Source organism: Marivirga arenosa (assembly GCF_030503875.2).
In the GTDB taxonomy this organism is placed as follows: Bacteria; Bacteroidota; Bacteroidia; order Cytophagales; family Cyclobacteriaceae; genus Marivirga; species Marivirga arenosa.
This window is the reverse complement of the sequence record NZ_CP129968.2, coordinates 3,331,905-3,347,303: the sequence shown is the minus strand read 5'-3', so window position 1 is coordinate 3,347,303 and position 15,399 is coordinate 3,331,905. Positions and strand designations below refer to the sequence as shown.

Annotated in this window: 14 protein-coding genes and 3 riboswitches; of the genes, 1 reads left to right on the top strand and 13 read right to left on the bottom strand. The window is 33.2% G+C overall.

All coding sequences use genetic code 11. From position 1 onward, the window contains the following. Positions 1–177: 177 nt before the first annotated feature. Positions 178–597 (top strand): DUF5606 family protein, encoded by a 420-nt coding sequence (locus tag QYS47_RS14350; protein WP_308356025.1) that lies wholly within the window; start codon positions 178–180, stop codon positions 595–597. A 56-nt stretch (positions 598–653) separates the two neighbouring features. Here the strand turns inward: QYS47_RS14350 and QYS47_RS14345 are convergent, their stop codons facing one another. From QYS47_RS14345 to bshA, 13 genes are all read right to left on the bottom strand, one after another. After that, positions 654–1,709, bottom strand: coding sequence for a DUF6687 family protein (locus QYS47_RS14345; protein WP_322346900.1), 1,056 nt, complete (start codon positions 1,707–1,709; stop codon positions 654–656). A 57-nt stretch (positions 1,710–1,766) separates the two neighbouring features. Continuing rightward, entirely contained in the window at positions 1,767–4,058 is a 2,292-nt protein-coding gene (locus QYS47_RS14340; RefSeq protein WP_322346899.1) for a TonB-dependent receptor, read from the bottom strand. 58 nt (positions 4,059–4,116) lie between these two features. Then, a riboswitch (TPP riboswitch) is annotated at positions 4,117–4,213 on the bottom strand. 8 nt (positions 4,214–4,221) lie between these two features. Beyond that, positions 4,222–5,142, bottom strand: coding sequence for an ABC transporter substrate-binding protein (locus tag QYS47_RS14335; RefSeq protein WP_322346898.1), 921 nt, complete (start codon positions 5,140–5,142; stop codon positions 4,222–4,224). A 6-nt stretch (positions 5,143–5,148) separates the two neighbouring features. Continuing rightward, a riboswitch (TPP riboswitch) is annotated at positions 5,149–5,243 on the bottom strand. Positions 5,244–5,278: 35 nt separating this feature from the next. Continuing rightward, entirely contained in the window at positions 5,279–5,794 is a 516-nt protein-coding gene (locus tag QYS47_RS14330) for an ATP-binding protein (RefSeq protein ID WP_322346897.1), read from the bottom strand. Continuing rightward, positions 5,791–6,396 (bottom strand): nicotinamide riboside transporter PnuC, encoded by a 606-nt coding sequence (gene pnuC / locus QYS47_RS14325; protein ID WP_322346896.1) that lies wholly within the window; start codon positions 6,394–6,396, stop codon positions 5,791–5,793. The genes QYS47_RS14330 and pnuC overlap by 4 nt, the downstream gene beginning before the upstream one ends. Continuing rightward, positions 6,393–6,488: riboswitch (TPP riboswitch) on the bottom strand. (Overlaps the previous gene by 4 nt.) 38 nt (positions 6,489–6,526) lie before the next feature. Next, on the bottom strand, positions 6,527–7,267 hold the full coding sequence (locus QYS47_RS14320; protein ID WP_322346895.1) for a TerC family protein: 741 nt from the start codon (positions 7,265–7,267) through the stop codon (positions 6,527–6,529). Between the two features lie 46 nt (positions 7,268–7,313). Then, positions 7,314–9,065, bottom strand: a complete 1,752-nt coding sequence (locus QYS47_RS14315) for an ATP-binding protein (protein ID WP_308356031.1) — start codon at positions 9,063–9,065, stop codon at positions 7,314–7,316. 44 nt (positions 9,066–9,109) lie between these two features. Next, positions 9,110–10,627 carry a P-loop NTPase family protein gene (locus QYS47_RS14310; protein ID WP_322346894.1) on the bottom strand — a complete coding sequence of 506 codons (1,518 nt, stop codon included), beginning with the start codon at positions 10,625–10,627 and terminating at the stop codon, positions 9,110–9,112. A gap of 10 nt (positions 10,628–10,637) precedes the next feature. Then, positions 10,638–11,735, bottom strand: coding sequence for a vWA domain-containing protein (locus QYS47_RS14305; protein WP_308356034.1), 1,098 nt, complete (start codon positions 11,733–11,735; stop codon positions 10,638–10,640). 95 nt (positions 11,736–11,830) lie between these two features. Continuing rightward, positions 11,831–12,580, bottom strand: coding sequence for an NRDE family protein (locus tag QYS47_RS14300; protein ID WP_322346893.1), 750 nt, complete (start codon positions 12,578–12,580; stop codon positions 11,831–11,833). 59 nt (positions 12,581–12,639) lie between these two features. After that, positions 12,640–13,446, bottom strand: a complete 807-nt coding sequence (locus tag QYS47_RS14295; RefSeq protein ID WP_322346892.1) for an NAD(P)-binding domain-containing protein — start codon at positions 13,444–13,446, stop codon at positions 12,640–12,642. A gap of 2 nt (positions 13,447–13,448) precedes the next feature. Further along, a complete protein-coding gene (locus QYS47_RS14290) occupies positions 13,449–14,072 on the bottom strand; it encodes a sterol desaturase family protein (protein ID WP_322346891.1) in 624 nt (207 codons plus the stop codon). 101 nt (positions 14,073–14,173) lie between these two features. Then, a complete protein-coding gene (gene bshA / locus QYS47_RS14285) occupies positions 14,174–15,304 on the bottom strand; it encodes an N-acetyl-alpha-D-glucosaminyl L-malate synthase BshA (RefSeq protein WP_308356037.1) in 1,131 nt (376 codons plus the stop codon). Between the last annotated feature and the right edge of the window lie 95 nt (positions 15,305–15,399).

Sequence of the window (15,399 nt, the reverse complement as noted above, 5' to 3'; positions counted from 1 at the left end):
TAAACAGGTGTTAAGGCAGCTTCAATCGGAGCTGCTTTTTTATTTTTAAAAGTCAAAATATCCATAATCCATGAGAATTTATGGTAAAACTAATATCAATTAAAAACAGCTCCTTAATTTTGTGAAAACGAAAATCTTTACTGTAAATTCGTCAATCAATTTTAAGAATATTAAAACATGGAATTAAAAGATATTGCATCAGTAAGTGGAAAAGGAGGTTTATTTAAAGTTGTTAAACCATCAAGAACAGGTGTTATTCTAGAGTCTCTGGACAATAAAAAACAGAAATTAGTAGCTCACGCTCACGATAGAGTATCTATACTAGATGAAATATCTATATATACTACCGATGCCGAAGGAAACGTTGCCTTACAGAAAATCTTTAATACTATGAATGAAGAGTTTGGAGATGATTTAGGTATTGATAATAAATCTTCAAAAGAAGAAATAATGGCGTTTTTAAAGCATGTGTTGCCTAATTATGATGAAAATCAGGTATATCCTTCAGATGTTAAAAAATTAGTAAGCTGGTATAACATCTTATTAAAAGAAGCTCCTGAAGTATTGACTGCAAAAAGTGAAGAGGAGAGTAAGTGATTTTGATTTGATTTATAAACGATAAGGCATCTGAGTGATTACGGATGCCTTTTTTATTATTCAAATAGTTCTCGATTGATTACTCTTACTTCTTTCCAATCTAGTGTTTCTCCTTTTTCTAAGCCTTTATAGTATTGTTGGAAATATTCAATGCATATATTTTTAAACTCATCTGCCTTGATACTTGACGAATAGATAGGCCTAAAGCAAGGACTTTGAAATCTCTCTTTCTTACTTAATTTTTTACCCTTAAGTCTAAGAATAGGGGCTGTATCTGTAAAATGCTCAGCTTCCCATTTTTTACCGCTTGTTTCAACTGCATTCAGTTGATCGCATAGCTTTTCTAAGCCAATTCTAGGATAATGCATTCTCGTAGTGTTTACCCAGGTAGTATATTTGAACTCTAATTCATATCTATTATCAGAGTAAATACTCATTACAATATCTGAGGAAGAACTTTCGCTATACAAGGCATAATAATGAAGCGGTTGTTCAGCCTGAACTATATGCAATCTAATATCAGAGAGTGTTTCTTTATTTATTTTTTTGTTTAGATGTTCAGATACTATCTCATATTCTTCAGTACTAGGTATTTCATCTATTACTAAATTTATTTGTTCAGTAAATGCTTCAAGGAAATGCAAATATTTAGGGACTGAGGCTTCCATTTCTTTTTCTGCAATTTCTGGAGCTCCAAAAGGAGGGTAGAACAATTGGGCTTCTTCCTCATTCAGCCAACAAACAAGTTTTAGAGCTTTTTGCCAATTAGGGTTTTTAAAGTTTATTTCTCTGAAATCTCCTATTTGAGCCATTTCAACTAATAAGTCATATCGCTGAATTGCAATTTCAGGATTAAATAGAGCCCATACGCCTAAAAATCCATCAATATCATAATGGTTGTTAGTAACATAGGTTCTACTAAGTTCAGCTAAATTATTTTTAATGGCTTTAAGAACTACTTCCGTACTGGTATCGGCTTCACAATTATCAGGAACAGCCGCACCTCTCCAATGCGATAAATCAAAAGCTTCAGGATGATGAGCATCTACTACTAATACATCATCTGGATATTTTCGAATGTCATAGAAAGGAATGAATTTTTTATTTTGCATGAGCTTTATGTATTAAGAAAGTGGTTAGGAAGTAAATTCCTAACCACCTTGATCATTTTAGAACTTGGCAATGAAAGTTGCATAAAAATGTGCAGGAGCTTGAACAAAGAATCCCATTTCATTTCCAACTGGAGCACCGTCCGTATAATATTGTTCACTAAAAATATTATTGAGTTCTAATTCTACCCGATAGTTTTCAGATAAATTAGAAAACAACTTTACATTTGCGACTGAATAGCTCGGTAGCACAAAATTCTCGTTATTGGTTAATTCACTAAAACTCATTCCCACAAATCTAGTGTGAAAGCTTAAACCAAATTGTTCAATGGGTTGATATTGAATTTGGGCATTCACAAAATATTCTGGACTATAAGGTGTTTTGATATCTTCAAAAACTTCATTGCTGCCCTCTGGTCGATATTCACTGATGATACTTTGCATATAAGTAGCATTACCTGAAAATATAAAGTTTTCCAACGGTATGAATTGCCAATCGAACTCAACTCCTCTTCTGAAGGAAGCTGCTTGGTTTTCATAAAGTTGGATAAAATATTGAGGGATGAATTCACCAATTGGAGCAATTTCGTTTTCAAAATCCATATAAAAGGCATTGAAATTGAATTTCGCTGTTTGCGTATTGTAACGAATCCCAGCTTCAAAATCATTTACAAATTCTGGTTTCACAAAGCCCTGATTTTGTAAACTGTCAATATTTCCTTCATTTATCTGAGTGTCGCCTAAGTAATTACTTCTTGTAGGTTCTCTGCCTGAACGACCAAATGATGCATAAGTATTTAAAGTGCTATTAATTTCATAGGTAACACCTATTTTAGGATTGATAAAAGTCCAGTCGTAAGTAGGAATGCTTCTATTTTCCCCTAGAAAATCAGTGTCAGGAATCATTTCCAGGGTGACATAACGAGCTTGTACATCTGCCAAAAGGCTAAATTTTCCAATTCTGTAAGTTCCCTTTATAAAACCACTTATTTCGTCTTTTGTTGATTGGTCTTGATAATAAGGATTACTGAAATTAGGTACCAATTGCTCAATATTTTCCCTTTTAAAGCGATAAGCATGAACACCAGTTGTCCATTCAAAATCTGTGAATTTTTGATTGAAGTAACTCATTACTCCAAAATGGTCATTAAAAAGCGGGTAGTTAATGCTTTGTAGAGTAACACTATCCACATTATATGTAAAGGGAAAATCTCCGCCAGCTCCACCATAATAGGCAGAAGAAGTTAATGTGGAATTATCACCGAAAAAATGAGTGTGCTCTAATTGTAATAATGATTGACCAAAATCATCAATATCATTGGGGTTATTAATATTCGTTTTCGGATCTTCTTCAATTAAAGATTCAGGAACAGGAGAGTAAGCCAAATCATTTTTAGTTCTCCCGTTGAATCCATTGATCTTTATAATATCCTTTTCACCAAACCATCCTCCGCTGAAAAAGAAAGAATAGGCATCACTTCCGGAATGATCTCTGTACCCATCGCTGTAAGTTCTGCTTAACCTTGTATAAAAGGCTGTGTTATTATCCATCAATCCTGTTTTAGCTTCTGCTGTTCCTTGCCAAGTATTGAACGACCCAGCTAGTAAAGTAACGGTTGCTTCAGGTTTTTCGGTATTAATTTTTTCGGATTCATAGCCGATGGAACCTGCGTAAGAGGCTGTTCCATTAGTACTTGTTCCAACTCCTCTTTGTATTTGCACACTTTCCATGCTCCTAGTGATATCCGTGAAATTTGAAAAGAAAACCCCCTGATCCATCATGTCATTTAGAGGTACTCCGTTTAGCGTAATGTTAATTCTTTTTTGGTCAATTCCTCTTAATCGCATGCTGCCATAATTGGTGAAACGAGTTCCAGCATCTGAGTTTACCTGTATAGAAGGAGATAATTGTTCTAATACAAAAGCCCCATCTTGCCCATTAAACACAGAATTGATTTCCTTTTTATTTAAAGTTGTTTGTGTGATAGGAGCAAGTTTGTCTGCACGTATAGCACTTACTACTACTTCTTCAGATAATACCTTATCTGATTCAAGTTGAAATTCAAAAGTTCTGTTCTCATTAATAGTTATGCTTTTTTCGAGCGTTTTATAGCCGACATAGCTAACTTTCAGGGTGTAGTCACCATTTGGAATATTATTGATTTCAAATTTTCCATTTTGATTGGTGGTATTTCCTTTGGAGATTGGCAATAGCATCACATTGGCTCCAATTAAAGGTTCATTTTCTCCTTCCGATTTTACAGTTCCTTTGATTGTGTGCTGACTAAAAACTGTCATTGGCAATAAAACTGCTGTAGCAATTAAAATTGCTTTTTTGACTAAATGTAACATGTTGATAAATTAAATAATTGTTAGTGAAACTTGCGGAAGCGGGGTAACTACTTCCTTCATTTTCCTTAACCAAAATCCCTGCGACTGCATTACCAGCATCAGGTTCATTGGGTATAATCTCAGCCCGTTGTATTAAGGCACCCCTACTCAAAAGAGTAATATTTTATAAGTACTTATTCGTGTATAATGATTTGTGATTAGATAAAGTTTCTTTATCAATTAGTTTTTCAGATTTTATCCAATCTACGAAATCTTTCCATCTACTATCTTGCATTAGACCCCAATCATCATTTTCATCGGTATAATATGGATTGATTGCCTTTTGACTTTCTAATAAAAACTCTTCATCCTTCAGCTCTTCTTGTTCTCCTGAAGCAGCTAGTATTTTAACAGCATCTTCAGGATAATTTTGGGTAAAATGAAATCCTTTTGCAGAAGCTTTTAAAAACTTAGAAATCGGTTCTTCTTTTTCATTTAGAGTTTCAGGATGGGCAATCAAAATAGGAGAGTATCCATAAGGAATGTTGTATTCATCAAGTTGGAATTCATTTAATTTTATTCCGTTATTTTTAGCTAGGATGCCTTCCCATGGCATGAATACCCATGTTGCATCCGCATTGCCCTCTAATAATGTATCCCAGATCCCTAATTTATCAGGAGTACTTTTATTGAATTCCCCTTTGCCACCATCTTTCCTAATCATTGCTTCTACTATATGGTCTTCAAAACGAGCATTATAGGAAGCATAGGTTTGCTGATCCAAATCTTTAATATTTTGAATACTTCCTTCAGCTAAGCTCACAATCGCGCTTGCATCTTTTTGCAGGATGGCTGCTATGGCTGTCAAATTTGGCTTGTTTTTTAAAGTTTGGTAACTAATAACCGATTCTGAAGGAGCTATGCCAAGTTCAACTGATTTTTTCTCTACTAATTTTGCAGGAGTCTTGGAGTAATTATCTAATTCCGGAGAACGGATCTCCACTTTTATTCCTATTTCATCATAAAAACCTTTTGCTTGAGCTACAAAAAAGCCAGTATGATTGGTGTTAGGAGTCCAATCCAATGCTAGTCTTATTAGTTCCATTGTATGTAAATTAAAGTTCAAAATTCCTACGCTCGAATTACCGAGATCAGGTCAAGGGTATACTCTCAGCCCGTTATATTAAGGCACCCCTCATTGATTCTGCAATGATAAGACGGATTTTTATGCTTTGCAAAAATTAATTATCATTCTTTAGTCTTTCAATTTCATTTGCAGCAATCATAAATCGGTTAATCTTTCCTTTCACAATACTGAAAGGAAAATTATAGAGGTTTAATTCTTTTAAATATCTTTCAAAAAGCTCTTCTCTCATATTAGGGTTTTCTCTCAAGGGATCATCTTCCCAGGGGAGATCGGGATAGCATAATAAATAATGATCATAAGGTTTAGAATCCAATCGGTCTAAGACCAAAGGATGACACTCACCATATTTAACCTCATACCATACCTTCATCATAATTAAATCAGTATCACAAAAAAGAAAATTAGTTGCTTTTTTCTCAAGAGATTTTTCTGATTCAATCATACCTTTAGTAATGGCTAATAAATCCTCTCGATTATACGTTCCATTGGTTTTTTCTAGGTATTTCCTTCCAAATTCTTCTACAAATGGTTCATTGTAATATCTAGCCAATTGGGCTGTAATCGTACTTTTTCCGGTACTTTCTGGTCCTATTATGGCAATTTTTTTCATGCGTATTTTGTACGGTAAAGCTTAAGCCAATTCAAATAGCCGACTGCTGCTATAATTACGTATGCGGCCATTAATAAGGAAGTCAAATATAATTCTCTCTGAAAATAAATGTAAATGGCTACAGTATCAATAAATACCCAATAAATCCAGTTTTCAAGGACTTTACGCGTAACTAAGAGAGTGGTAAGCACTGCAAAAACAGTAGTAAATGAATCTAGATAGGGGAGTTGAGCATCTGTATTTTCAATAAGAAAATATCCTAATCCGAAGGTAAATGTAAATCCGACTAAAATAAATAAAATATGTTCCTTCAATTTCATTTTAGAGATCGGTAACTCTTTTTTATTTTCACTAGGATTACGCCAGTGCCACCATCCATATATTGTGGCGCCTAAATAGTACACATTTAAACCCATTTCTGCGTAAAGCTGTACTTGGTAGCATATTATCAAATAAATGCTAACACTAATCAGACTAGCATACCAACACCAAATCATTTCTTTAGCAGCAAAATAGATATAGAGTATTCCAAAGAATACACCTAGTCCTTCAAGCCATCCCATATTGAGTAGGCCTTTATAAAGTTCTTGTAAAATTTCCATTTGAATAACATTAATTCCTACGCCTGCATTATCAGGATCAGGTCCAGGGTATGTTCTCAGCCCGTTATCATGTGGCACCCCTTAATAATTATGCTAAGGTAACATAAGCTTTCGACTAGGCAAAATTCTTTTACTCCTTGAATTTTTCTTTTAGATGCACTGGTTTTGTTTTTTTTCTCATCCTCATATTTAATACTTCAACCAATAATGAGAAGAATATTGCGAAATATATATATCCTTTTGGTACATGTACATGGAAACCTTCTACTAATAATAAAACCCCAATTAGCAGTAAGAAGGATAAAGCTAGCATTTTAACTGTTGGATGTTTATTTACAAAACTGCTAATTTTGCCTGCGGCTAATATCATAATACCTATACTGATAATTACAGCTACTATCATAATGGCAACGTTATCCACCAATCCTACTGCAGTTAAAATAGAATCAAATGAAAAAACGATATCAAGTAAAATGATTTGAAAGATAACGGATGTAAAGCCACTTATCTTTTGTGAATTTTTCACATCAGTTTCTTCTCCTTCAAGTTTATCATGGATTTCGGTTGTACTCTTGTATATTAAAAACAAACCACCTGCCATTAAGATGGCATCTCTATAGGTTAAATCGAAATCAAATACACTTAGAAATGGCTCTTTTAGTCCAACTAACCAAGTAACGGCAAATAATAATCCAATTCGCATGATTAGGGCTAAAAACAGCCCTAAATTTCGAGCCTTTGACTGTTGGCTTTCAGGAAGTCGATTACATAAAATGGATATAAATATGATATTATCTATACCTAAAACAATTTCCATCAGGGTTAAAGACAAAAGACTAATAATCCCATCGACAGTCAAGAGTGATTCCATAAAAGACGTTAAAAAGATAAATTAATAAACGTTAAATGTATAAATTTTAATGTGTAATTGGAATTTTTACAAGAAATGTAGAGCCTACATTCTTTTCACTTTCTACTGACACTTCTCCTTTGAGACGTTCTATAGCTCTCTTCATAATGAATAAACCTAAGCCAGTACCACTTGCGTTTTCACTTGCTCTATAGAACATATCAAATATTTTACTATGGTATTTTTCATCTATTCCTTCTCCATTATCACTTACTTTAATATTTATAAGCTCTTTTTTCTTGAAAATTGAAATTTCCACTCGCGGCTGGTCTTTTTCAGCATCAATATATTTTATGCTATTTTCAATTAGGTTTTGAAGGATTGTATTAATGATATACCATTCTGATTTAAAGGATAGATTACTTTCAATATCTATTGAAAAGCTAATTTTTGAGTAATTAGGCAGGTAAGTATAGGCTGAGATGCAATTATCAACAATTTCATAGAAATTTATTAGAGTCAGCTTTATGTCCTTATAATTTAATTCGGTAATATTAATGAGTTCCATCACGATCATATTCAATCTTCTGATTTGATGATCGTACATTTTGAAATATTGACGTGCTTCTGCGTCTTTGATATCCTTATCTGCTAAATCGCTTAAGCCCAATAAAGAAGCTATAGGGCCTTTTAAATCATGTGAAACGCGATAAAAAAAAGAATCTAATTCAGTGTTTTTCTTCTCAATAATAGAAGCACGTTCTTGCTCGATTTCCGATTCTTTTTCTAAATCTTCTAGTTGGGAGATAATTTCATAACCATTTACAAGATTTTGAATATATAGTTGATTGGTTTCCTCTTTTAATCGTACATATTCTTCTAAGTGAAATAGCGCTTTGGAGGTATTAATGGATTTGAAGCATCTGAACAATAAATGGTGGCATTTAAATAGACTATTCTTTAAATCCATCTTCTCTGCAATTTCAGCCGCATCTTCTAAAAGCAAAATGGCCTCTTTAATTTTTTCTTCTTGTATGTAAACCCCTCCAAGTTTTTCCATACACTCCACCAAGCCATCCTTAAAATCGCCTTCAGAATATAAAGAAATAGCTGTTTTAAAATATTCTTCGGCTGTTTTAAGATCGCCTGATTTTGATTTGATTTTTCCTGCTACATAATGTGCATTAGCGAGCTTCTCTTTCTGATCTAATTTAGCTTTTAGCTTTATTGATTTTTCTATCAAATAGGAAGCCTTACTTATTCTATCAATTTTAAGATTTACACTTGCTAGATTTAAATAAATATCGCTAATCAGATTTTCATTTTTAAGCGCCTCTGCCTCATCTAAAGCTTTTTCATAAGCGATTTTAGCATTTTTGAAATCTTGAAACTTTTCATAAATGTTACCTAAAAGGCATAGGGATTTTGAGTGGAAATTTTTGTTTTGGATGCTTTCGTAATGATTGATCGCTTCAATAAAATGAGGCAATGCATCGCTAAACTTACCTTGGGCTTTAAATATAGTCCCTAAATTATAACATGCATCACCTCTTCCTCTATCATAATCTATATTTATAGAAATGGCTTGAGCTCTTTCTGCTAAAGACCTAGCGGTTGCATATTCCTTGTTTTTTCTCTGCAACAAGGATAATTGATTCAATGCATCTGCATGAATGATGTTTTTTTCTTTGATTTTTTGGGATTTGAAAAGCGCTTTCTCAGTGATGCTTATCGCTAAAGGTATATTCTGTTTTGATAATTTATGAGCATCAGCTAATAGTTCCTTTATTCCCCCAATAAGGTCTTCAGCAATTTTCAATTAGATTATAAATTGATGGTTCCTATCAAATATACAATTTATAATTAAAAATCATCCTCATTTTCATCTGATTCTTCAAAGTTTAACATGCTGCTTAACAGGTCTTTAAAACTATGTCCTTTTGCCAAGGCATGTTTACTCAATAAACTGTATTCAGCCATTCCATGAAGTGCAAATTCCATCATAAAGTAAGTTTCTTTTTCATTCAGCTTTTTATGATGTTCTTTTACTAAATCTTTTAAGCCTGGAACCTTATCCAGTTTTTTTCTGTATTCTTTTTCATTGTCATCATGAAGAAGGTCTATTTTTTCTCCATCATTAAACCATTTGCTGATGGGTCTGTATGGGTTTTTCTTCTCTCTATCTTTTCTTAATTCTTCAGGATTCGGGAAATAATGATCAAATTGAGATCGTATCGCTTTGCCTACTAATGTTTGAGCTACAATACCAGGCCCTTCTTGTTCTCCTTCATATACTAGCTCAACTTTACCCGTTATTGCAGGAACAACTCCTGTGAAGTCAGACATGCGAACATAAACTTTTTTCTCATTATTGATCAATGACCTTCTTTCTGCGGCACTTACTAAACTTTCGTAAGCAGAGATTGTAAGCCTTGCTGATACACCACTTTTTTCATCTATATACTCACTATTTCTAGCTTCTATTGCAATCTGTTCAATTAAGTCTTTTGATAAATCATTTAGCTCTACTGTTTCATCCTGAACCTCTTTTATAGCTGCTTCTTGAGAAGTGATTTTCTTACCAATGGCAATTGATTCAGGATAATGCGTTATAATTTGTGCATCTATTCTATCTTTTAAAGGTGTAATTATACTTCCTCTATTCGTATAGTCTTCTGGGTTTGCAGTAAACACAAACTGTAAATCCAATGGTAAACGTAACTTGAACCCTCTTATTTGGATGTCTCCTTCCTGTAATATATTAAATAAAGCTACTTGAATTCTTGCTTGTAAATCCGGTAACTCATTGATCACAAATATACCTCTGTGAGAGCGTGGGATTAATCCATAATGGATTACTCTTTCATCTGAATAGGGTAATTTTAATGTTGCTGCTTTAATAGGATCTACGTCACCAATCAAATCTGCTACCGATACATCTGGAGTAGCGAGTTTTTCTGTATATCTTTCTTCTCTATGCATCCATATTACCTCAGCATCATTTCTTTTTTCCTCTAGTATGTCTTTTGCTTGACGGGATAATGGCTGCATAGGGTCATCATTAAGCTCTGATCCTTTTAATACAGGTATATATTCATCTAGCAATAAGGTCATCATCCTGGCTATTCTAGTTTTGGCCTGACCTCTTAAACCCAATAAATTAATGTTATGACGAGATAGTATTGCTCTTTGAATATCAGGGATAACTGTATCCTCATATCCCCAAATGCCTTCAAAAACATTTTCTCCAGCCCTCATTTTCTTTATGAGGTTATCTCTGAGCTCTTCCTTAACTGACTTTGGTTGATACCCACTTTGCATTAAATCTTTAAGAGTGGTAATTTTTAATTTATCTGATGATAAGAGTTTTTCGTAGCTCATAAAATTGTTTTCAGTATCGTTTTTTTCTATTTCTTTTATAATCTTCAAATACTAAGTTTCCTAATCCTTGTAAACTACTGTAATAAGCATTTCCGTTATTTACACTTGTGAATTCTTTTACAAATTCTTGTAGATAAGGATCAGAGGCAATCATAAAGGTTGTAATTGGAATATTCAATCTTCTGCATTGAGCTCCTAAATTCAAGGTTTTATTAAGGATTTTAGGATCCAATCCAAAGCTATTTTTATAGTATTTAATACCTTGTTTCATGCAGGTAGGTTTCCCATCCGTAATCATGAAAATTTGTTTATTTTTATTTTTTCGTCTTCTTAGTAAGTCCATGGCCAATTCCAAGCCAGCAATCGTATTAGTGTGATAAGGCCCAACCTGAAGGTAAGGCAAATCTTTTATTTGTATTTGCCAAGCGTCATTTCCAAATACGATAATATCTAGTGTGTCTTTTTTATACTTCTTAGTGATAAGCTCAGCCAATGCCATAGCCACCTTTTTAGCAGGCGTAATACGGTCTTCTCCGTATAAAATCATAGAATGTGAAATATCAATCATTAAGACTGTAGAAGTCTGCGTTTTGTATTCACTATCTACTATTTCAAGATCATCTTCTGTTAGTTGAAAATCTCCAAGACCATGATTAATTTGAGCATTTCGCAAAGAATCGGTCATTGAAATTTGATGTAAAAGATCACCAAATTCATAATTCCTCCTGTCAGTACCTGGCTCTTCTCCTAATCCTGTAAAGTTAGTTTTATGCTCTCCCTTTCCAGATTTTTTAAGTTTACCAAATATTTCTTCTAATGCACTTTTTCTGATAGTTTGTTCGGTCTTTGCTGTAATTTCAAACGACCCATCGGGTGTCTTATCAGATATAAACCCTTTCTTTTTCAGGTCTTCTATAAAATCACCAAGACCATATTTGTCATCTGTGATATTATATTGTTTATCAATATTAGTAAGCCAGCTCAAAGCTTCACTTACATCACCTCCAGTTATGATCAATAATTCATTGAATACATTGAATAATTGATCAAAGGTTGTGTCTGATAAATCTTTGTGGGCTAAATATTTAGTGAATCGGTAACCTAACATATCTTTCCTTAACTAAAAGGAGAAGATGAATGTTACTTGATAAGCTTGAAAATTGTAAAAGAATTGGAATTAAAATTTTCTGGTAGTAGCCTGAGCTATAGAATATGATGTGAAAACTCTTGGTTTACGTGTTGAGATAATGTGATTTCTTGATATTTTTCATTTAATAAATTTTTGTGTGCCATATTAATCACACCTTTTAAAGAATAAATACTGGTAATGCTTACTGTTTTTACTTTACCCCGGTCCATTACCATATCATTTTCTAAATCACCAGAACCTGCATTTCTATGGAAATCTCTAATAGCTTCAACAGTGAAATTCTGATTCTCTTTTAACCATTTTGCAAACCATTCTTTTCTATTGTTAATAGCCTGTTGAGTGTAAAGCTGAGCAGAAGCCCATATTTGAGGTTTGCTTACATCCTTTTCTTCAAGAGATGTATTATTACCATCCCATTTGAATTCAAGTATTTTCAATTGAGGATCATGGAAAAGAACCACCATTGTGAAGGGTTCAATACCTGAGAAATCATAATTCTTAAAAAACTCGTCTGGTTTTATACACTCAATGGCTTCAATTACCACTTTTCCTCTACTCATTCTGTACGGAGGATTGAACTCATGTGGTTCATTTGCACCATTTAATAAGCATACACTAATTCCATTATCAGAAGTTGCAATCCATGTACCACCTGCCTTAGGATCAGCTGGATATATGATGTTTTTCCCTTCAACATGATGATAAGAGGGGAAACCTGCTTGACCTCGTTCAGGACTTTCATCTCTATTTGTGGTGAGAATATATTGCTCTTCCGAAAGTGGTAAATAGGTAAGTGTACACATAGTTTTTGAAAATACTTTCGAATGATACTAAAATATAAAAATTAATGGAAGTGATTTCTTTAATTAATATAAAAAAAGTGTAGAGGGTCAGGGTAAATGAATGAATAATATAAGATTTGTTCAATTTTAGAGTTTTCAATTATTCTGTTAGTTAATTCTTGAGGTGTATTTTCAAATATGGGATATTCAAAGCTATAATCATCTGCATTTTTTAAGTAAACTTCCTTCCGAGTTGGATGCTGTGGAGCAACGGCATTCAAAATGCAGCCCCAGGCTTTTTTATCTATCACAGTTATTATTATTCCAACAGCATCATCTCTGTGTAAATAATTTACTTTTTGATCGTATTGGTTTACTTTTTTACCCGCGAAATATTTGCCAGGTATTCTATCATAGCCTAATAATCCTCCAGATCTTATAATGGTTAAGCGATCATAGAAAGTGTTGAGGAGTAGTTGTTCTACTTGTATTAAAGCATTGGCTCTATCTGAATTTTTATCTAATTCATGATCTTCGTTTATAGGGTGATCAACATCAGGGTAAACAGAGGTTGAACTTATATATATTATTTTTTGATCGTTTTTTATGTAGGGAATAATGCTTTTAATACTTTCAAAGTGATGATTTACACCCGCTTTTGAGCTTTTGGGAGGGATGTCAATTATTAAATAATCTGTAGCGAAAAAGCTTTTATCAAATTTATTATTTGGTAATTCAATTTCATAAGCCTCAATTCCTTTGGATTGTAACTGTGATATTTTTTCAGTTGTGGTTGTACTTCCTTTTACCTTAAAACCTCTTTTGATAAGTTCTTCAGCTAAGGCTAATCCAAGCCAACCACAACCTAAAATGCTAATAGAAGACATTTCTACTTTTTCTTAGGAATTGTATTAAATACAAAATCCCAAATAGGAGAAGAAACTCCAAAATATTTATCTGGGTGTTTGTAATGATGGATGCTATGATAAATCCATAACCATCTTAAAAAGTTTTTGGGTGGTTGGTATGCATGAATTGCATAATGAATAAAGGCATATAATAAATATCCAATTAGGAAGCCTGGCACGAATGCAAAAGCGTATTCCTTTATTACCAACCAGAAGGCACCAAAAATTATACTACTGATAAGAATGGCACCAGCAGGGGGCATCACTATCCTATCTTTATCTTTCGGATAGTCATGATGTATTCCATGAAAGGTATAGGTTATCCACCTTTTCCATCTTTTGTCGTCATCCATATGGAACACAAACCTATGAATGAGATATTCACCTAAAGTCCAACTAAAAAAACCAATAAAAAATAAGGTAAGAAAATTGGCTAATTCAATATTGAAATAAGTTAATGCTAAGTAAGCAAGATAGGTAGAGATTATCGCTAAAATGCTCAGTGGAATTGAAAAATGACTTCTTGATAGTTTTTCTAAAATAGGGTTGTTAAATAATCTTTTTGTACCAGAGCCCTTTATGTTTTTGTCTTGTGCTATTTCCATATCCAATAAAAGTGACAGTGTTAAAAAGTATGTTTTCGGTTAAATATGAAATTGAAACGATCAAACTACTTAATTGTTCTATATAATTGGATAGAAAATTTCTAGGCTGGTTCTGTCTTCAAAATTTTATCGTAGAAGTTTTCATATAATGGTAAGATATTGCTGATGTCAAATTCTTTGGCTCTTTCAAGGGCAGCTTTCTTAAATGTATCCAAATGCTCATCTGCAAGTATATACAATGCTTTTTCAGTCATATCTTTCACATCACCAACATTACAAGTAAAGCCAGTAACACCATTTATATTTAACTCAGGAATACCGCCAGCATTTGAAGACAATACTGGAACTTCACATGCCATTGCTTCTAAGGCAGCTAATCCAAAACTTTCTTTTTCAGAAGGCATTAAGAATAAGTCACTAACCGATAATACTTCTTCAACTGCCTCCAATTTCCCTAAAAACCTTATATCCTCACATGTTCCCAATTCACGGCATAGCTTTTCCATTTTTATTCTTTCAGGCCCATCTCCAACTAAAAGGAGTTTTGCAGGTATAATTTTCCTCACATTATTGAAAACATGGATAACATCTTCAACTCTCTTTACTTTTCGGAAATTCGAAGTATGTACCATTAATTTTTCTCCATTAGGACAAATAGCCGTTTTAAAATGCTCTTTCTTTTGTCTTTTAAATCTGCTTAAATCGATGAAATTTGGTATAACTTCAATATGTTGATAGATATCAAAATGTTCCAAAGTGTCTTTTTTCAAGTCTTCTGATACTGCAGTAACGCCATCAGATTTATTAATACTAAAGGTTACTACAGGTTCATAAGAAGGATCTTTACCTACTAGAGTGATGTCAGTACCGTGTAGTGTGGTAACTACAGGTATATTAATATTTTTTTCTTTTAATATCTGCTTTGCCATGAAAGCTGCTGAGGCATGAGGTATGGCGTAATGCACATGCAATAAGTCCAGATTTTCATGTTCCACTACATCAACCATTTTACTGGCTAAGGCAAGCTCATAGGGTGGATATTGAAATAAAGGATAAGTTCTAATATCTACTTCATGGTAGAATAAATTTTGATTAAAAAAATCTAATCTGGTAGGTTGTGAATAGGTGATGAAATGAACATTATGTCCGTTTTTTGCTAAAGCTTTTCCTAATTCTGTTGCTACAACCCCACTCCCCCCAAAGGTAGGATAACACACTATTCCAATATTCATTTATTCTCTATTAAGTAATAATTTTTTATTGATGAAAGCTAAAACGTAAGGCTCACTCAATATGTTTAAAAAATCAAAAATACCAATCAAGTATA

Bases quoted from the DNA above. Each gene is read 5' to 3' on its own strand.
- QYS47_RS14350 (WP_308356025.1), top strand. From the start codon at position 178: ATGGAATTAAAAGATATTGCATCAGTAAGTGGAAAAGGAGGTTTATTT.
- QYS47_RS14345 (WP_322346900.1), bottom strand. From the start codon at position 1,709: ATGCAAAATAAAAAATTCATTCCTTTCTATGACATTCGAAAATATCCA.
- QYS47_RS14340 (WP_322346899.1), bottom strand. From the start codon at position 4,058: ATGTTACATTTAGTCAAAAAAGCAATTTTAATTGCTACAGCAGTTTTA.
- QYS47_RS14335 (WP_322346898.1), bottom strand. From the start codon at position 5,142: ATGGAACTAATAAGACTAGCATTGGATTGGACTCCTAACACCAATCAT.
- QYS47_RS14330 (WP_322346897.1), bottom strand. From the start codon at position 5,794: ATGAAAAAAATTGCCATAATAGGACCAGAAAGTACCGGAAAAAGTACG.
- pnuC (WP_322346896.1), bottom strand. From the start codon at position 6,396: ATGGAAATTTTACAAGAACTTTATAAAGGCCTACTCAATATGGGATGG.
- QYS47_RS14320 (WP_322346895.1), bottom strand. From the start codon at position 7,267: ATGGAATCACTCTTGACTGTCGATGGGATTATTAGTCTTTTGTCTTTA.
- QYS47_RS14310 (WP_322346894.1), bottom strand. From the start codon at position 10,627: ATGAGCTACGAAAAACTCTTATCATCAGATAAATTAAAAATTACCACT.
- QYS47_RS14305 (WP_308356034.1), bottom strand. From the start codon at position 11,735: ATGTTAGGTTACCGATTCACTAAATATTTAGCCCACAAAGATTTATCA.
- QYS47_RS14300 (WP_322346893.1), bottom strand. From the start codon at position 12,580: ATGTGTACACTTACCTATTTACCACTTTCGGAAGAGCAATATATTCTC.
- QYS47_RS14295 (WP_322346892.1), bottom strand. From the start codon at position 13,446: ATGTCTTCTATTAGCATTTTAGGTTGTGGTTGGCTTGGATTAGCCTTA.
- QYS47_RS14290 (WP_322346891.1), bottom strand. From the start codon at position 14,072: ATGGAAATAGCACAAGACAAAAACATAAAGGGCTCTGGTACAAAAAGA.
- bshA (WP_308356037.1), bottom strand. From the start codon at position 15,304: ATGAATATTGGAATAGTGTGTTATCCTACCTTTGGGGGGAGTGGGGTT.